Origin of the sequence: Fibrisoma montanum (genome assembly GCF_003583365.1) — a bacterium.
GTDB classification, from domain to species: domain Bacteria; phylum Bacteroidota; class Bacteroidia; order Cytophagales; family Spirosomataceae; genus Fibrisoma; species Fibrisoma montanum.
In genome coordinates this window covers 32,694-51,763 of sequence record NZ_QXED01000020.1, presented here as the reverse complement: position 1 = coordinate 51,763, position 19,070 = coordinate 32,694, and the positions used below count along the sequence as shown (strand labels likewise).

The window sequence follows — 19,070 nt, the reverse complement described above, 5'->3', positions numbered from 1 at the left end:
CCATTACAACTATGCAAGGCGTCACCGATCCCTAGACTTTATTACCCCGCAAGAAAAGTGGGAGAAAGCAGTGGTGTGTGACTCAACCGTTTTAGAAAATCTGTCCAACTAATAGGGGGCTAAGACATACCACTTCCAGAAGAATAAGGATTAAGACTCCGCAGCGGGTGCATTCGCGGTCGGGTTTCATAGTGTCAGAGTACCACTTCCAGAAGAATAAGGATTAAGACTTCATATTTAATTTTAGCCACATTTAAATCAGTCAGAGTACCACTTCCAGAAGAATAAGGATTAAGACAGGCAGAACTCAACCACTGCGACAATGCCGCCCTCGTCAGAGTATCACTTCCAGAAGAATAAGGATTAAGACATGTTTTCTTCCCCCAGTAGCGCGCTAAGGGACATAGTCAGAGTACCACTTCCAGAAGAATAAGGATTAAGACTTTTTCGTGCAACTCACATAAGCCGGTCTGCTTATCGTCAGAGTACCACTTCCAGAAGAATAAGGATTAAGACGCATCCTTTATGTCGACAACTTCGGCGTATTCAGCCCGGTCAGAGTACCACTTCCAGAAGAATAAGGATTAAGACCTGAAATTCCCGTTGCAGTACCGTCCGTGACGGTTACGTTGTGTCAGAGTACCACTTCCAGAAGAATAAGGATTAAGACATTAGTTCGTAGTTGGTGCCGTTCCAGACGAAGGTGTCAGAGTACCACTTCCAGAAGAATAAGGATTAAGACAAGTAGCTCCAGAAGTCGGGTTCCATAGCGATCCTTATAGGTCAGAGTACCACTTCCAGAAGAATAAGGATTAAGACACGGTCCACTGCTTACGGCCTTCGCCTTCGCCCACGCTGAGTCAGAGTACCACTTCCAGAAGAATAAGGATTAAGACTACTGCTGTTCGGGTGTCTGTTCCATCTGTTCGTTAGGGGTCAGAGTACCACTTCCAGAAGAATAAGGATTAAGACTCCCACACGTACCCGCGTTCCTTCATTTTGGCGAAGGGTCAGAGTACCACTTCCAGAAGAATAAGAATAAAAAGTGGTTAACAGTGCTTTCTATACGTCTGCTGTTTTACTTCAAACGAAGCCAGATAAACGGGGGCTTTGGTTACTCAACCCGGCCTCCGTCAATCCTCTAACTAAAGTCGATACGTACCCCGGCCGGCGGGGCCAAATTCCCCCTTCTTGCACTAGTTTCCCACCCGGCCAACGGTGCCGCTCTCCCCGCTGTTCAGTCAATGTATACACGCTCCGAAAACGTGTATAATACTCTGATCTCACCCGACTGCCTAGAAAAAATCCTTATAACAAGTCTGATTGTACAAAATATCGCTAACACTTTGATTTCTCGTTTAATACAATACCTTTGAATAATTAAATTATATCTGCATATACTTAAGTTTACCAATCACTATACCCTCTTTAATTATATGAAGCATTCTACCTGTTCACGGCCCGTTACTGCCACTCTGATGCGGCCATTTGGTACACTAATCCTTTTCTTTTTTCTGGCCGTTGGCACTGCATTTGCCCAGCAGGTGACCGGTACCGTAACCAACAGCCAGGGTGGGCCTCTGCCCGGCGTTAACGTGGTTGTTAAAGGTACCAATCGCGGTACGGCTACCGACCGGGATGGGCGCTATACGATCAATGCCAACTCGTCGGCAACCCTCGTGTTTAGTTATATTGGGTACGTCAGTCAGGAGGTTTCCGTTGGTAACCAGTCGACCATCAGCATTCAACTGGCCGACGATCAGCAGGCACTGAACGAAGTGGTCGTGGTCGGCTACGGTACCCAGCGGAAATCGTCGCTGACGGCGGCCGTGTCGACCGTAACGCCCAAGGAACTCAAAGCCCTGCCCGTTATCAGTCCCCAGCAGGCGCTGCAGGGACGCGTACCGGGCGTTTCTATTGTCAACAACAGCAGCCCCGGGGTTGAGCCCGTCGTGCGGGTGCGGGGGGTTGGCTCCATCAGCCTGAACCCAAACCCGCTCTACGTCATCGACGGCGTACCGGCCGGGGGCCTGAACAACATCGACCCCAAGGATATCGAGTCGCTGGAGGTCCTCAAAGACGCCAGTGCCGCGGCCATCTACGGCTCGCGGGCGGCCAACGGCGTGATCCTGATCACGACCAAAAAAGGATCCAACAACGGCAAGATCAACATCAACATAGACTCGTATTACGGTACGCAGTCGGCCTGGCGCACGCTCGATCTGCTCAACCGCGACGAGTACATCCGCTACGGTACGGCCCTGCTGACGGCTTCCGGGCAGCCGGTGCCGGGGCGTTTCAATAACCTGAATACGCCGATCTACGATGGCGCTACGCAGACGTTTGCCCAGACCGATACCGACTGGCAGGATGTCATGTTCCGCAACGCCCCCATCACTGACAACCAGCTGTCCATCACGGGCGGAAATGCCCAGTCGCGCTTCTATATGTCGGTGGGGCACTTCAGCCAGCAGGGTATCCTGCCCTTTACGGACTACAACCGGCAGAGCTTCCGGATCAACTCCGACCATAAGTTCAGTAAGTTTCTGACCGTGGGCCAGACGCTGCTGGCGTCGACGGATTTCCGGCGGCTCGAACGCGATGGCGGTGGCCGCAGCCTCGTGATGAACATCATGCGGATGACCCCGTACTGGCCCGTCCGGGACCCGACCAAGATCGGTGGTTTCAGCACCACGGCCCAGGGCCTCGACGCTACCGACCCCGAAAACCCCCTCCGCGTGGCCGAACAGGAACAGCAGTTCCAGACCGACCGGGGCGTGAAACTCCTCGGTACGGTGTTCACCGAAATCCGGTTTGCCGACTGGCTCCGCTACAAATTCACGGTCGGAGCCGACTTCGCGACGACGCGCTTCAACGGATTCCTGCCCATCTACAGCGACGGCAACCGCAGCCGCCTGATTGCCAACGTATCGGAAAACCGCAACAACTTCTTCTCGCTGCTGCTGACCAACCAGCTTACCTTCGACAAAACCTTTGGTAAGCACTACATCAACGCCACGGCCATTGCCGAGCGGCAGTCGGCGGAATCGCGGAGCATATCGGCCAGTGGTCAGCGCCCCGACAACAACATCCAGGTCATTCAGGGCGTATCGAACCCCAACGGCAACAGCTCACTCAACGAAAACCTGCTCATTTCGTACGTAGGGCGGATCAACTACGAGTACGGCGGCAAATACCTGCTGAGCGCGTCGGTTCGTCGCGACGGGTCGTCGAAGTTCGCACCCGGCCGCAAGTGGGGTACGTTCCCGGCGGCTTCAGTCGGCTGGCGTATCAGCGAGGAAACGTTCATGAAGAATGTGCCGCTGATCTCCGAACTGAAGCTGCGGGCCAGCTACGGTCGGACCGGCTTCAACGCCATCGGCGACTACGAATGGCAGGCGTTGGTGCTGGCCAACAACACCCTCTATCCATTCAACAACGCAACGCAGCTGGGCTCCTACATCAACGTACTGAGCAACAGCGATCTGAGTTGGGAGATCAACAACACGACCGACGTCGGCTTCGACCTGTCGCTGCTGAACAACCGGATCAGCCTGACGGCCGATGTGTATGAGCGGCAGACCGACGGCCTGCTGCTGCGGGTGCCGCTGGCCAACTCGCTGGGGTACTCAAACAGCCCGCTGGCCAACGTGGGCAGCATCCGCAACCGGGGGCTGGAACTGGCCCTGGGCTACAACCACACCGGCAAGAGCTTCCAGTGGTCGGCAACGGGCGTGTTCGACCTGGTGCGGAACAAGGTGCTGAACCTGGCCACGCCCAACGCGACGATCAACTCGGGGTCCAATGCCGACTTTGGCGGGTTTGATATCACCCGGACCGAAGTTGGGCAGCCGATCCAGTCGTTCTACGGGTGGGTGGTCGATGGTATTTTCCAGAACCAGGGCGAGATCGAAGCCGCCAACGCGATCGATGGGAATAACGCTACGTTCTACCAGAACGACCGGACCGCCCCCGGCGACATCCGGTTCCGCGACCTGAACGGCGACGGCCGGATCGACGCCAACGACCGGACGTACCTGGGCAGCTACATTCCCAAGTTCAACTACGGCCTCAACCTGACCGGTAATTACAGGAACTTTGACTTTACCGTGTTCTTCCAGGGCGTAGCCGGCAACAAGATCTACAACGGGACGAAGGTAATCGGTCAGGGCCAGCTCCGGCTGTTCAACGCCACCACCGACGTACTGAACGCCTGGACTCCGCAGAATACCAATACGGATGTGCCGCGCTCGATCAGTGGCGACCCCAACCAGAACTCGCGCACATCGGACCGCTTTCTCGAAGATGGCTCCTACCTGCGGCTGAAAAACCTGAGCATCGGCTACACGCTGCCGTCGGCCGTGCTCAGCAAAACGACCCGCGGCTACATGAACCGGCTTCGGGTGTACGTGTCGAGCAACAACCTGCTCACCTTTACGAAGTACACGGGCTATGACCCGGAAATTGCAACCCGGGGCGGTAACCTCCTCAACAATGGGATCGACTACGCTAACTACCCGCAGGCCCGTACGCTTATTGTTGGTTTAAATCTTGGTTTCTAATCCATTCACAGAAAAAACATGAAAAAGGTACTGTTACTAAGTGCGCTGTCGATTGGCCTGGCCGTAAGCTGCAGCGACGACGAACTGAATAAGATAAACCCGAACGGCGTTACGTTCGATACGTATTTTAACAACGAGAGCGAACTGACGGCGGGTGTGAACGGCATCTACGCCCTGGTTCAGTCCAACAGCCTGGTGTCGCGGGAGTGGTTCTTCACCCACGATCTGCGTAGCGACGAGATGGCGTCGGGGGGTGGGCAGCTCGAAACACCCCGCAACCAGTTGCTTATCGGGGTGCATGATACCGGCAACGGCCTGGTAAACAACATCTGGCAGGGCTGGTACCGGACCATCCACCGCGCTAACGTCGTGCTGGAAAAAGGGTCTCAGGTGCAGGGTGTACCGGCGGCTGCCCGTGACCGGCTGCTGGGCGAAGCGCGGTTCCTGCGGGCCTGGGCGTACTACGAACTGGCTACGTTCTTCGGGGGCGTTCCGCTCTACAAGGAATTCGTTAAGTCCGTGAACGGCTCACTGCCCCGCTCTCCGCAGAAAGACGTCTACGATTTTGCGATTGCCGACCTGAAAGAAGCCGAAAAAGGGCTGGCCGCCAGCTATTCGGGGGCTAACCTGGGCCGGGCTACCAAATCGGCCGCCCAACTGCTGATGGCCCGCATCTACCTGCAAATGGGTGACTACACCAACGCCCGGACGGAGTTGAAAAAGATCATCGACTCGGGGCTGTACCGGCTGGTGGACAACTACGTGGACATAACCACCGAAGAAGGGGAGTTCAACGCCGAGTCAATCTTCGAGGTGGTGTATGCGCCATCGGGAGGGGCTTACAACTGGGGTGCCGACAGCGATGGAGCAGCCGTGCAGGAAGAAACCGTTCGGTCGCAGGAATACGCGGCCATTGCGTGGCGCAACGTGATCCCGTCCAACAGGATTCTGAACGAATACGAAATGACAGCGAAAGGCGATACCAAGGATGATCCGCGCTACGCGTTTTCGTACTGGTCGGAAGGAGACATGTTCAACAATGGCACCACCGTCCTGACGTCTACCATGGTGCAGGGCAATACCTCGACGGTGAACGGCAGAACGCTCAAGGTAAGCTGGCGGAAATACTCCCTGATGTACAAGTCCAATGCCGCCAACCAGCAGAGTGGCATCAACATGCGGATCATGCGCTATGCCGACGTGCTGCTGCTGATGGCCGAGTGCGAGAACGAACTCGGCAACTCGCCCGCAGCGATCTCGTTGTTGAACCAGGTGCGGGCGCGGAAGAGCGTGGCCATGCCGCCGTACCCGACCAAAAATTACCCGGTTGCCAACAAAGACCAGGTATTCGATGCAATTGTACACGAGCGCATGGTTGAACTGGCAGCTGAGCAGATTCGCAACTTCGACATCGTTCGGTGGCGGAAGAACAAGAAGCTGAAAACGGAGCCGCTGACGTACTTCCAGGCTAATAAGCACGAACTGCTGCCCATTCCGCAGCAGGAAATCGACAACAGCCCGGCGCTCGATATCAAAGACCAGAACCCAGGGTATTAACGGTGATTGTGACAGTAAAACGTGTATTGACGAACGCAAAGGGTGCAAAGGAAACTTCGCGCTCTTTGCGTTTTTGCTTGGCGTCTTTGCGGTTCATTCCTTTGCTCACGGGCTTGTGCCTGACAGGCTGTGGGGATGGACGGCAACGGCTTTTTGAACAAGTTGATCCCGACGATTCGGGCGTTTCCTTTACCAACACCATCACCGCAAGCGATACGCTGAATGCGTTCACGTTTACCAACTTCTACAACGGCGGGGGCGTCGGCGTCGGCGACTTCAACCGCGACGGTCGGCCCGATCTGTTTTTCTCCGGCAATCAGGTCAGTTGCCGGTTGTACCTCAATCAGAGTGATTCCACCGCCCTGCGGTTTCAGGACATTACGGAAGCCGCCGGGGTAACCACCGACCGCTGGTGTACGGGGGTTTCGGTGGTAGACATCAACCAGGACGGCTGGGACGACATCTACGTCGGGGTTGCGGCTCACCCCCGCTTCAAAAACACGCGCAACCTGCTGTTCATCAACCAGCGAACTGCCCGGCCTACGTTCCGGGAGGAAGCCGCCCGCTATGGTCTCGATTATGACGGATTTACTACCCAGGCCGCTTTCGTTGACTACGACCGCGACGGCGACCTGGACTGTTTTCTGCTCAATACGGCCCCGGACGTCCAGAATCCCAACTACCTGCGCCCGGCCATCAACGACGGTACGTATCCCTCAACCGACCGGTTGTACCGGAACATGACGGTAGAAAGGAAGCAGGGGTTGCAGGGATTGCACGGTGTGCAGGGGACCAGGCAACCCCCGCCATCCCTGCAACCCCTGCCCCTTTTTACGGACGTGTCGAAAGAAGCCGGGGTCCGGTTTGAGGGGCTGGGGCTGGGGGTTGTCGTTTCGGACCTGAACAGCGACGGCTTTCCCGATATCTACTGCTCCAACGATTTTCTCAGCAGCGACATACTGTACCTGAATCAGGGTGACGGTACGTTCAGAAACGTGGTTCGGGAAGCCGCGGCCCACACCAGCCTCTACGGCATGGGTATCGACGCGGGCGATCTGAACAACGACGGCCGGCCCGACCTGCTGCAACTCGATATGCTGCCCGAGTCGAACCAGCGGCTGAAACAGATGCTGGCCGGGCAGGATTTTGACCGGAAAGAGCTCAGCCTTCGACCACAGTACGGCTACCAGTTGCAGTACATGCGCAATACGCTGCAACTCAATACCGGCAATCACAACGGCCTGCCGATGTTCAGCGAAGTGGGCCTGCTGGCCGGACTGGCCCGCACGGACTGGAGCTGGTCGGTGCTCCTGGCCGACCTTGACCTCGACGGTCACCGCGACGTGTTCATTACCAACGGGTACCGCAAAAACGTCACCGACCGCGATTTTATCAACTTCACCGAAGACTTTGACCTGTTCGGTACCGACTCGGCCCGGCAGCAACGGCGGGCGAAACTGCTGGACAAAATCCCCGAAGTAAAGCTTCGCAATTTTGCCTTTCGGAACCGCATGGGCGACTCGGCCGGTACGCTGGCGTTTCAGGACGTATCGGCCGCGTGGGGTCTCGACGAACTGTCGTATGCCAACGGAGCCGCCTACGCCGATCTCGACCGGGATGGCGACCTCGACCTGATTGTGAACAACATCGACCAGGAGGCCTCCATCTTTCGCAACACAAGCCGCGAACAGGGGCAACGCGGCTTTCTGGCCGTTTCCTTTGCGGGCGAAACCGGCAACCGAACCGGTCTGGGCGCTACGCTGACCGTCTGGCAGAAGGGCCAGAAACAACGTTACGAAAACCAGCCGGTACGCGGGTACCTGTCGTCGGTCGAGCCGGGGCTGGTCATCGGTACCGGCACGGCCCCATCCCTCGATTCAGTGCAGGTACGCTGGCCCGATGGGCGGGTGGAAACGCGCTACCGGGTGACCGTCAACCAGCGGCTGCTTTTTCGGCAAGCCGACAGCCGTCCGGCACCATCGGCCCCGGCTTCACCGCCGAAACCGCTTTTTCGGGCGGATACCGGCCAGTTTCAGTTCGTCCACCAGGAATCGGATTATGTAGATTTCAAAACGACCCCGGCCCTCCACAAGATGCTGTCGCGGAGCGGCCCGGCCGTTGGCGTGGGCGACCTGAACGGCGATGGTCTAACCGACGTAGTAGTCGGTCCATCGTACCGAGGCAGCGCGGGAACCCTGTTCTGGGGAAAGGCGGGGGGCGGCTTCCGGGCGGAAGTCTGGCTAACGAACAGCCCCATGGAAGCCGGGGACGTCCTGCTGGTCGACGCCGATAATGACCGGGACCTCGACATTCTGCTGGTCGGCGGGGGCAGCGAACGGCCACTGGCGGTAGCAGAGGCCTACCAGCCCATACTCTACCGAAATGATGGCCGACGTGGAAACGGCCCCCGTGGAGACGGCCGACGTGGAAACGGTCCCCGTGGAAACGAAGGTTGTACGTTTACGCCCGTGCCGGATGCCATGCCCCGGTTATCGGTCAGCAGCCAGGCGGTCCGCGCCCTTGATTACGACCGCGACGGGGATGCCGACCTGCTCATCACCGGGCGACAGCTTCCCGGTCGGTACCCCATGCCCGCCAGCAGTTACCTGCTTCGGAACGACAACGGACGGTTTGCGGACGTAACCCGGCAGGTTGCCCCGGCACTTCTGCAGGCCGGGATGGTCTGCGACGCGCTCCCGCTCGACGTAGATGGCGACTCCAACACGGACCTGGTGCTGGTGGGTGAGTGGATGCCACCGATTGTATTGACGAACAACGGCAAAACATTCGTTCAGTCAGCAAGTCACGCATTCACTCAGTCAGCCGGCTGGTGGAACTGCGTATCGGCGGCCGACTTTGACCACGACGGCGACCCCGACCTGCTGCTGGGCAACGAAGGGCTGAACACCATTTACCGGGCGTCGGCCGAAGAACCGGTACGAATCCTGGCGAAGGATTTCAATCAGGACGGGCAGATGGACCCGATCATGGGGTATTTCCTGCAGGGCCAATGCTATCCGGCCCTCCCGCGCGACGCCCTGAATCAGCAGATTATCCAGTTCCGCCGGAAGTACCCGCGCTACGTTGACTACGCCGACGTAACCTTTGCCGACCTGTTTGCGCCGGACGAGCGGGAGGGGGCGTGGGTAGGGCAGGTGGCTCAATTACAAAGCTGCTACGCCGAAAACTTGGGTAATGGCCAGTTCCGGCTTCGGCCGTTACCCCTGCCGGTGCAGCAGGCCCCGGTAGCCGGCTTTGTCATCGATGATTTCAACCGGGACGGTCAGCCCGATGCCATCGCAACAGGGAATTTCTACGCCAACGAGGTGAACATGGGGCGTCAGGACGCGTCGCAGGGCGTACTGCTGCTCGGTAACGGCAAGGGTAGGTTCACCGCGGTTGATCCCGAAACGAGTGGCCTGCGTCTACGGGGCGATACCCGGAAGTCGTACCGGCTACCCTCCGGCAACCAGATCCTGACGGCGACGAACAACGGCCGAATCGTGCTGCACAGCTGGTAGGCCAGTGGCGGTTGCCGGCCTGCCTGGGTGACGATGAGAATCAGGGTTTCTGGTGCATGAACAACACCACCGAATCGGAGCTGAGCTTAAACCCGTTGTCCAGTTTTTCGACGCTGAAGGTAGCCTGGTTGATCTGGAGGCTATCGCCGATGATCTGCCAGTTGAATAGGGCAGCTTCTGAAACCGTGCCCTGTCTGATATATTGTCGACCCCGACCGTTTTTACTGAAGCCATACACCGTTTCTACCGTACGCAGCTGCGCCAGTTGAGCGCTGTCCACGCCCTTTGCCGAATCCGCGTCGACCGTTATCCAGTAGCGCCTTCCCTCAAAGTCGATGTCCCGAACGCCCGTTGAACAACTGCTCAGCAGCCACTGAGCGAGTCCTACCAATCCTATCCAACGCATTCTCATAGCCTGTTTCTGCCTGCTTTGTTAATTCGTTGTCATAACCAGCGGGACCGGCTAAAGGACCGCAAAAAAGAGGTACTGGCTCATTTTTTTGTCGTACGACACAGGAGCGGAGTCGGGCCGTGGCTATATTTTTTGGCGCGTACATGATTATAAACCAGCGCTGTGTTCTCTTTAAAGAAAGCACGGCGCCGGATACTGATTGTGACGACAACAAGCGGCATCCGGTGTCAAAAACCAACGGAAGGTATGGCTAATTCCGTAGCCTTCAATACGTGGTTGGTAGTCCTTCCGGCAACTGCGCGTTCTGGTCAGAGTCATAATAAAAGATATAAATAACTGATAAACAGTGATGTTGATGGGGGCGTGCACAACCCGCGTTCCATCACGAAGCAACACCTTATTCTGATGCCTATACCTACCTGCCCTTCATTGAACATTCCGACGTGTAAACAATCGATACGGGTCCTGGCACTTTTGCTCGGGACGCTCAGCGGCTGGTCGGTAAACGCACAGCGCCCGGTTGCCCAAAAACCGGCGACATCGACGGCGCGGGTGGCTTCGGCCGCAAATCCGTATTCTACCGACAAGCAGGTATTGGCGAAAGGACAGCAGTTGTTTCAAAGCAACTGCTCGGCCTGCCATAATTTTCTGCAGAAAGGAATCGGACCCAACTTGTCGGAGGTCACCAGCCATGCATCGCCCGACTGGATACGGCAATTCATCCGCAACGCCCCGGACGTAATCCAGCGCGGAGATGCCCGGGCCGTCCGGCTGTTTGAGGAATACAAGCAGGCGATGCCCGCCTTTACGAGCCTGAGCGATGGCGATGTGCAGGCCCTTATGTCGTACATCCGCGCCAACCAGAAGCAGAAACCGTCGGAGGCCGAGACTGCCCGGCTGGGCCCACCGATTCAGGACCCCATTCCGGCCCGGATTGCCAGCTCAGGTCTGCGGATCAGCCTGGAAGAGGTCATTACGGCACCAGCCAGCGCTGAAAAGGCCCCGCTCGCCCGGATCAACAAGATGCTCGTGCTGCCCGGTCCAACCGATCGGCTGTTTCTGGAAGACCTGCGCGGTACGCTCTACGAACTCGTGAATGATAAACTCCGGGTGTACATGGACATGCGGAAGGAGCGCCCCAACTTCATTCACGCCCCGGGTCACGCCACCGGTTTCGGTAGTTATGCTTTCCACCCGGACTTTTACAAAAACGGGCTTTTCTACACCACCCACACGGAAAAAGCCAACACGGCCCCCGCCGATTTTGCGTATCCCGATTCGATCCGGGTAACGCTGCAATGGGTCCTGACCGAGTGGAAACTACCCAACCCGGCCGGCGCGACGTTTGCCGGATCGGGCCGGGAGCTGATGCGCGTGAACATGGTGTCGCCCATTCACGGCGTTCAGGAGATTACGTTCAATCCATTGGCCAAACCGGGCAGTCCGGACTATGGCCTGTTATACATCGGTGTGGGCGACGGTGGAGCCACCGAAAACGGCTTTCCGTTTATCTGTAATTCGAAGAGCCGGATCTGGAGTTCGGTGCTCCGGATCGATCCGCAGGGGCGGAACAGCCAGAACGGCCGGTACGGTATTCCGCCCGGCAATCCCTACGCGCAGGACAACGACCCGGCTACGCTGGGGGAAATTTTCTGCCGGGGTTTCCGGAATCCCAACCGCATCACCTGGGCTCCCGACGGCAAGATGCTGATCTCCGACATTGGCCACGCCAACGCGGAAGAGTTGAACCTGGGCGTGGCCGGGGCAGATTATGGCTGGCCGGAACGCGAAGGGCTGCTGGTGATCAACTACCGCGGAAAAATGGATAAGGTGTATGCACTGCCCGAAAATGACGCTGCCCTTCAATACGTCTATCCCGTTGCACTCTACGATCACGACGAGGGCAATGCCTTTTCGGGCGGGTTTGTGTACACCGGCTCGGACATTCCTCTGCTGACGGGTAAATACATCTTCGGGGACATTGTGAACGGACGGGTTTTTTACGTCGACAGCGATCAGTTACGCCTGGGCAGACAGGCCTCCATCGAGGAACTGCAGCTTGCGGTGGGCGATAGCGTAACCACGTTTCGGACGCTCACGGGCGCTCAGAAAACCGACCTCCGTTTCGGCGTGGGGCTCAACAATGCCTTTTATCTGTACACGAAATCGGACGGTAAAATCTACCGGATCAAAAGCTGCCAGCCCCGGTAGAGCAGGGCTGAACGCGGAGCATGAGAGTCATTCGATCGCAAAAAATCCGACCCACGCTTTTGCCTGAAGCAGGGCCTCGTCGTGGGGGAGGTCCGGGAACAGGATCATGAGGTTAACGGCCGTCTGTTGCAGGGGCGTTAAGAGTTCAGGATCGTCGGCGAGTTGGGTAAGTTGCGGTTGAGTCATCATGGTTGGAGAAAGGTCGTATACTAATGACCCCGAATCAGATGGAATAGTTCAATACAGGTGTATATAATTTTTGATTTTTTTGGCTGTAAAGGGACTACACCGACCGGTTACCCCAAACCGGTCCGGCGTACCAGTTTGATACCGGCGTTACCCTGAAGTTCATCTGTTTTCGGCCGAAAGCTGGTAAAAGCAGCACGTCGCTGTCTTTTGGTAAAAAGGCAGTTGCTTCCGGGGGTAAACTCCTCTTTTGATGGAACAACCGCACACCTAAGCATTTAGCAGACAAACGTATGGAGCATTCTCGCCGAGAATTTATCAAAACAGCCGCCCTCGGTACCGCCGGAGTCGCCATAGGTGGGCTGGCCAAGGGCATGACCGCCCGCAGCTACAACCGGATCATTGGGGCTAACGAACGGCTTCAGGTCGCCATCGCCGGCTTAGGCCGCCGGTTGGGGGCCTACTACGAACCGATCGCCCTGAAGTCGAGCAACGTAGAGTTGCTGTATCTGTGCGACGTGATGCAGAAACAGCGGGAGTCGGCCCTGCAGAAGTTCGGTAAGCACATTGATTACAAACCAAAGCTGGAGAACGACATTCGCAAAGTGCTGGCCGACAAGGACGTGGATGTGCTCATCAACGCTACCCCCGACCACTGGCACGCGCCGGGGACCTGGCTGGCGGTGCAGGCCGGTAAGCACGTGTACGTCGAGAAGCCGTGCAGCCATAACCCCCGCGAAGGCGAAATCCTGTCGATGCTGCCTAAAAAATACAACAAGGTGATCCAGATGGGCAACCAGCAGCGTTCGGCCGTTGAGTCCATCGATCTGATGAATCAGATTCACGGTGGCGCCATTGGGCAGCCCTACAAAGCGGTGGCTTTTTACATCGCCAACCGGGGCGCGGTACCTGTTCCGAAAGCGGCTCCCGTCCCCGACGGGCTGGACTGGGAACTGTTTCAGGGGCCCGCTCCCCGGCAACCGTATCAGCACGATACCTGGGATTACAACTGGCACTGGTATGGCTGGACCTACGGCACCGCCGAAGCGGGCAACAACGGTACCCACGAGCTGGACGTAGCGCGCTGGGCGTTGCAGGTTGAGCACCCCCAGCAGGTAAGTGTCGAAGCGGCCAAACGTCATTTTGCCGACGATGGCTGGACCATGTATGATACCATGGATGCTACGTACCGGTACGCCGGGGATAAGGTCATCAAGTGGGAGTGCCAGTGCCGCAACGGCTACAAAACCTTCGGCTCCGACCGGGGGGTAATCATCTACGGCACCAACGGGTCGGCTTATGTTGACCGCGACGGCTACAGACTGTATAGCCGCGAGGGCAAACTGACCAAAGAGCGCAAAGCGCAGGGGGCGGAAGCCGGTACGGCGCTTGGCGGAGGGGGCGACATGACGACTCGCCACGTCGTTAACTTCTTCGAGGCCGTTCGGGGCAAGGAAAAGCAGAACTCGCCCATCGAGGAAGGTGCCAAGAGTGTGCTGCTCTGCCACCTGGCCAACATCGCCTACCGCACCAACAGTGACCTGGCCGTTGATGAAACCAACGGGCATGTCAAGGACAAGAAGGCCATGAAACTCTGGAGCCGCGATTACGAAAAAGGCTGGGAGCCTCCGCTCCTCACGTAGCGGACTGCCGGTGCAGGATACAGGGTCGGTTGTTGATCTCTTCGGATTGATCAGCAACCGACCCTGTGCGTTCTGACGGCTGGGTCAGACGCAGGTTGCCCGCAGGGTTTTCAGGCTGCGACACAGGGCATTATAAACCGACTGCGACGAAATCTGCATGATCTGACGAATCTCGTGGTGCGATTTTGCCTCGAAAAAATGAAGGTGCAGTACCTGCTGCTGACGCGGGCTTAGTCTGCGCAGAGCCTTGTCGAGGAGGTGTTTCCGGTGGTGTTCTTCTTCCGCTTTCAGGTAGTCATCCTCCGACGACTGGCACCAGACCGATGATTCGCTGGGGCTTTCCGTCGTCAGCTGTTTCATCAGTCGCCGGTTGATCGCGTGGCGTAAAGCGCTGGCAAGGTAGTAGCCGGCGGGCGCGTTGGCGTTGAGCGACTGGCGGGTTTGCCAGACCGTCAGAAACAAATCCTGAATGCTATCCTCGATCAGCTCGTCGTCGTCGGCGAGTCGGCGACCGTAATGCTTCAATGCGTGGTAGAAGCGTACGTATAACTGGCCAAACGCCTGCTTGTCACCAGCTAATGTCTGCTGCCATAAGGCTTTGTCGCCGACGGATGCGTGTAGGGAAATGGATTTTTTCATACAGAGTTTAGAAGCAAGTGCCATCTGACACCGAAACGGTTGAGCAGGGCGTCGTACCCAACTATGCAAATTGAGCGAAAAGAGAGATAGGGCTGTTCTACCGGATTAGCCAGATTTGCTCATATTTTACCAATCATGTGCTATTGAATGGCAAAATTTTGCTAATTTTTACGTGTGAAGCCTCAACTACTCACCGTTCCGTTAAAATCCGAACAGTCGTTCAGCGTTCGCCGGGATATCGTGCCTTACTTCTACAATCGCTGGCATTACCACCCGGATGTGGAGCTGGTACACCTGGAAGCGGGGAGTGGTACGCAGTTCATCGGCGATCGGATTCAGCCGTTTTCGGCGGGCGACCTGCTGCTGATTGGCTCGAACCTGCCGCACTACTGGCGCTGCGACGATGCGTATTTTGCCGAGGACAGCACCCGCCGGGCGATTGCTACGGTCGTTCACTTCAAGGAGGAATGCCTGGGTAAATCGTTCCTGCAGCTACCCGAAAGCCGCGACGTACGGAGTCTGCTCGAAACCGCCCGGCTGGGTATGCGGCTACACGGCGCGTTGCAGAAGGCGGTGGCCCGGAAACTACGGCTCCTGCTGAACGCCAATGGCCTGAAACGAATCACTCTGCTGCTGGATATACTCGATCAGATTGCCCACTCGGACGAACGGACCCTGCTGACAACGGCCACCCTGTTCCGGCCGACCGATGAAGTGGACACGGAACGCATTAACCGGATTCTGCAATACTCCCTCGAAAATTTTCAGCGGCCCATTACCTTACAGCAGATCGCCGACGTAGCTACTATGAGCCCCAACGCGTTCTGCCGGTATTTCAAAGCGCACAACCGAAAAACGTACAGCCAGTTTCTGACCGAGCTTCGGGTTGGAAAAGCCTGTAGTCTACTGCTGGCCAACAAAACCAGTATTGCCCGGGTAGGCTACGAAAGTGGGTTCAATTCCGTCTCCAACTTCAACAAATATTTCAGGGCGGTTATGGGCATGAGTCCGCTCAAGTACCAGCAGCAGTACCTGAAGCCGACGCGACTCCCTGAACTGGTGCCGTAGCTCATGCGGCATGAACCGGCCACGGCTTACCCTTGCCCGGCAGGCCCGATTTACCAACGTACTGTTGCAGGGCCACACCGATACCGGAAGGGTAAATTACGGCCTGCGCATCCTTCTGCTGGTACATCGTAACGTTTCAGTTAAAACAATCCCCGATGAAACTTCTGATTGCTGCTTTATTTAGTGCCTCGCTGACGGTTGTTCAGCCTGGTCTGGCCCAGTCGACCACAACCCGGACGGATGGGGCCTCGTCTATTCACCTTATTCCCCAGCCGGTGGAGCTTACGCCCCAGACCGGCCAGTTCCGGCTGACAAAAGCCAGTACCATCACGTACGACGGCCAGGCTGCCGAAGCCGTTGCCGGACAGCTGGCCCAGTTCCTGAACCGCTCTACGGGTTTCGCGCTGCGTCCCCGCGCCGGTAAGGCGGGTAGCGTGCACCTCCAGCTCAACGCGCAACCCAGCGAAACCCTTGGCCGCGAAGGGTACACGCTGAACGTAACGCCGAAGGGCGTAATGCTATCGGCCAACCAGCCGGCGGGCCTGTTCTACGGCATGCAGTCGTTGCTGCAGTTGTTCCCCAAAGACGTTGAGAGCCCCAGCGTAGCATCGGCGGTCTGGACGGCACCGGCCGTGCGCATTACCGATTACCCACGGTTTGGCTGGCGGGGAATCATGCTGGATGTGAGCCGGCATTTCTTTACCAAAGATGAAGTGAAGCAGTACATCGACCAGATGGCCCGCTACAAATTCAATACGTTCCACTGGCACCTGACCGACGACAACGGCTGGCGCATTGAAATCAAATCGCTGCCTAAACTGACGCAGGTTGGGGCCTGGCGCGTGGCCCGCAGCGGCCACTTCGGCGACCGGGCCGAACCAAAACCGGGCGAACCGACGCCGGTTGGTGGATTCTACACGCAGGACGATATCCGCGAGATTATCCGTTATGCCAGCGACCGGAACGTAACAATTGTGCCGGAGGTCGACGTACCGGGCCACAGCATGGCCGCTCTGGCTGCGTATCCCGAGCTGAGCTGTACCAAACAGCCGGTCAGCGTGAATCCGGGTACGCCGTTTTCGGAGTGGTACGGCAATGGTACGTTCCGGATGAAGGTCGAAAATACCCTCAACCCCTCCGACGAGAAGGTGTACGAGTTTCTGGATAAGGTCTTTACCGAAATGGCGCAGCTGTTTCCGAACCAGTACATCCACGTCGGGGGCGACGAATGCTACAAAGGCTACTGGGCGAACGATCCCGGCTGTCAGGCGCTGATGAAGAAGCTCGGCATCCGGCACGTCGAAGACCTGCAGGGGTATTTTATGAACCGTGTGGAGAAAATCCTGGCTGCCAAAGGCAAAAAGCTGCTGGGCTGGGACGAAATTCTGGAAGGGGGCATTTCGCCGGGGGCAACCGTAATGAGCTGGCGGGGTACGAAAGGGGGCATCGAAGCGGCCCAGATGGGCCACGACGTAGTGATGACGCCTACAACCTACGCCTACCTCGACTACGTGCAGGGCGAGCCGACCATCGACCCGCCGATCTATGCCAACCTGCGCCTGAAAAAGTGCTATGGTTTTGAGCCGGTTCCGGCCGGGGTGGACGCCAAACGCATTCTTGGCGGACAGGGTAACCTCTGGACGGAGCAGATTCCAACGCTGCGCTACGCTCAGTACATGACCTGGCCGCGGGGCTGGGCCCTGGCCGAGGTGTACTGGTCGCCGGCAGCCGCAAAAAACTGGGAGCGTTTCGTGCAGCGTATGGAAAATCACTTCGAGCGGGCCGATCAGGCCGGAATCAACGTATCGCGGGCAATCTATGACCCCATCATCCGGACCCGTCAGAACGGCGACAAACTGATGCTGGAGATGGAAACCGAAGTGCCGGGTATTGAACTGCGTTATTCGTTTGACGATACCATGCCCGACCGCCAATCGGCCGTGTATGCCCAGCCGGTCGAACTGCCTGATGGACCCATTACGCTCCGGGTACAGCCGTATCGCAACGGCCAGCCGATTGGGCACTTCATTACGTTGCCGCGTACGGCCCTGCAGCAGCGGCTGAACAAAGCCATGGGTATGTTTTAGATGACTGGTCGAGTCGACGTCTGTCGGTTGTGTGTACTGATGGTTCGGGTAAAAAAAGTTTGTAAAATAGTACCGATTTAGTTTCAGACTACACAATAAAACACCCGTCGGCGCGTTATGCATGCATATTGCCCGATTTGCCCCAGCCCTAACCAGGTGCTGGGGCTTTTTTTTGTGGCTGATCCAGCTCAGTTACCGATACTGGTGAAGCCGGAATCCGACGCCAGCAAATCCATCAAGAATATACCGGTTAGGTTGCACAGCATCCCGCCTTTATAGACTAATCGCTGTTTACGTCGCCTTCATGAGATTTTGCCTGCTTTTCTGGCTCATCGTAGTTGTTCCCTGTTCAGGTTTCGGTCAAGCCCTTGCCCCGGCCGTATTGGCGTGGGATAAAGCACCGGTACTTCGGAAAGCAGCCGGGTATGAAGAGCGCACGCTGCTGGAAGGGGAGACCCACGGTTTCTCGAACGTAACAGTTCAGGCCATTACGCTGGGGGCCAATCACCCCGCGCAGCCCGACCAGCAGCTGGACGAGGAGGCTATTCTGGTTGTCAAGGAAGGGCGTCTGACCGTTACCCTTGGGCAGGAACAACGGGAGCTGGGTCCCGGCCGTATCGTCCTGGTCATGCCCGGCGACTTCTTTAAGCTGGAAAACAAAACTCCGCAGCCGCTCACGTATTACCAGATCCGGCTGACCTCCAACGAAGTGCCCGATCTCGATCTGTATCGGCTGATGGGCCAATCGGTCTGGGTTGACGCCCCTAAACCAGTGTCTACCTCGGCGGAGCGGGGTGACGACGTATTGTTTGAGGGACCTACGCTGATGGCCAAACGTATGCGGTTAGCCGTGACGGTGCTTGGCCCCGGCGAGTCGAGCCACCCCGCCCACACGCATCCGGAAACTGAGCTGCTGATCGTGCTGGATAAGGTCGTAACCCCCCGTATTGACGGCGTGGCACAACCGGCCAGGCAGGGAGATGTGGTGTTCCTGGCGTCTGGGGTAGGTCATACCGTTCAAAACCGCGGAGCCGTGGCCTGTCGGTATCTGACGCTGACATTTGATTAGCCAGTAGCAAATTCGCCCAGTTGCCGTGTGGATAACGGCAAACGATTACGGACGCCTGCCAGCGCAGGATTGTGGTTAAAACCAGAATAGATTGTAATTTTGTTGAATTTTTTAG

At 57.2% G+C, this 19,070-nt stretch carries 12 protein-coding genes and 1 CRISPR repeat array; of the genes, 8 read left to right on the top strand and 4 right to left on the bottom strand.

The features are described 5' to 3' along the window. Window positions 1–120: 120 nt before the first annotated feature. Window positions 121–1,046: direct repeats of the CRISPR family, unit length 37 nt; unit sequence GTCAGAGTACCACTTCCAGAAGAATAAGGATTAAGAC. Window positions 1,047–1,436: 390 nt separating this feature from the next. The 3 genes from DYU11_RS32615 (at window position 1,437) to DYU11_RS32605 (ending at window position 9,640) form a co-directional block, all read left to right on the top strand. Beyond that, window positions 1,437–4,562: a SusC/RagA family TonB-linked outer membrane protein gene (locus DYU11_RS32615; protein WP_119671950.1), complete on the top strand. Its 3,126-nt coding sequence runs from the start codon at window positions 1,437–1,439 to the stop codon at window positions 4,560–4,562. Between the two features lie 18 nt (window positions 4,563–4,580). Continuing rightward, on the top strand, window positions 4,581–6,119 hold the full coding sequence (locus tag DYU11_RS32610; protein WP_119671949.1) for a RagB/SusD family nutrient uptake outer membrane protein: 1,539 nt from the start codon (window positions 4,581–4,583) through the stop codon (window positions 6,117–6,119). An 86-nt stretch (window positions 6,120–6,205) separates the two neighbouring features. Further along, window positions 6,206–9,640, top strand: a complete 3,435-nt coding sequence (locus DYU11_RS32605) for a VCBS repeat-containing protein (RefSeq protein WP_229366176.1) — start codon at window positions 6,206–6,208, stop codon at window positions 9,638–9,640. Between the two features lie 40 nt (window positions 9,641–9,680). Here DYU11_RS32605 and DYU11_RS32600 read toward each other — a convergent pair whose 3' ends face one another. Continuing rightward, entirely contained in the window at window positions 9,681–10,046 is a 366-nt protein-coding gene (locus DYU11_RS32600; protein WP_147368099.1) for a hypothetical protein, read from the bottom strand. Window positions 10,047–10,457: 411 nt separating this feature from the next. On the opposite strand from DYU11_RS32600, the gene DYU11_RS32595 reads away from it, so the two are divergent. Continuing rightward, window positions 10,458–12,263: a PQQ-dependent sugar dehydrogenase gene (locus DYU11_RS32595; protein ID WP_119671946.1), complete on the top strand. Its 1,806-nt coding sequence runs from the start codon at window positions 10,458–10,460 to the stop codon at window positions 12,261–12,263. 27 nt (window positions 12,264–12,290) lie between these two features. Here DYU11_RS32595 and DYU11_RS33555 read toward each other — a convergent pair whose 3' ends face one another. Beyond that, window positions 12,291–12,452 (bottom strand): hypothetical protein, encoded by a 162-nt coding sequence (locus DYU11_RS33555; RefSeq protein ID WP_199736869.1) that lies wholly within the window; start codon window positions 12,450–12,452, stop codon window positions 12,291–12,293. Window positions 12,453–12,742: 290 nt separating this feature from the next. On the opposite strand from DYU11_RS33555, the gene DYU11_RS32590 reads away from it, so the two are divergent. Beyond that, window positions 12,743–14,092: a Gfo/Idh/MocA family oxidoreductase gene (locus DYU11_RS32590; protein WP_119671945.1), complete on the top strand. Its 1,350-nt coding sequence runs from the start codon at window positions 12,743–12,745 to the stop codon at window positions 14,090–14,092. Between the two features lie 84 nt (window positions 14,093–14,176). On the opposite strand, the gene DYU11_RS32585 is transcribed toward DYU11_RS32590, so the two are convergent. Beyond that, window positions 14,177–14,731 carry an RNA polymerase sigma factor gene (locus DYU11_RS32585; protein WP_158600407.1) on the bottom strand — a complete coding sequence of 185 codons (555 nt, stop codon included), beginning with the start codon at window positions 14,729–14,731 and terminating at the stop codon, window positions 14,177–14,179. A 174-nt stretch (window positions 14,732–14,905) separates the two neighbouring features. On the opposite strand from DYU11_RS32585, the gene DYU11_RS32580 reads away from it, so the two are divergent. After that, on the top strand, window positions 14,906–15,799 hold the full coding sequence (locus DYU11_RS32580; protein ID WP_119671943.1) for an AraC family transcriptional regulator: 894 nt from the start codon (window positions 14,906–14,908) through the stop codon (window positions 15,797–15,799). A gap of 1 nt (window position 15,800) precedes the next feature. Here DYU11_RS32580 and DYU11_RS33900 read toward each other — a convergent pair whose 3' ends face one another. Next, window positions 15,801–15,926, bottom strand: coding sequence for a hypothetical protein (locus DYU11_RS33900; RefSeq protein ID WP_262697209.1), 126 nt, complete (start codon window positions 15,924–15,926; stop codon window positions 15,801–15,803). Between the two features lie 28 nt (window positions 15,927–15,954). On the opposite strand from DYU11_RS33900, the gene DYU11_RS32575 reads away from it, so the two are divergent. Then, the gene (locus DYU11_RS32575; protein WP_119671942.1) at window positions 15,955–17,886 is read left to right on the top strand and encodes a beta-N-acetylhexosaminidase; all 1,932 of its coding nucleotides are present in this window, start codon (window positions 15,955–15,957) and stop codon (window positions 17,884–17,886) included. Between the two features lie 304 nt (window positions 17,887–18,190). Beyond that, on the top strand, window positions 18,191–18,955 hold the full coding sequence (locus DYU11_RS32570; protein WP_119671941.1) for a cupin domain-containing protein: 765 nt from the start codon (window positions 18,191–18,193) through the stop codon (window positions 18,953–18,955). The last annotated feature ends 115 nt before the right edge of the window (window positions 18,956–19,070 follow it).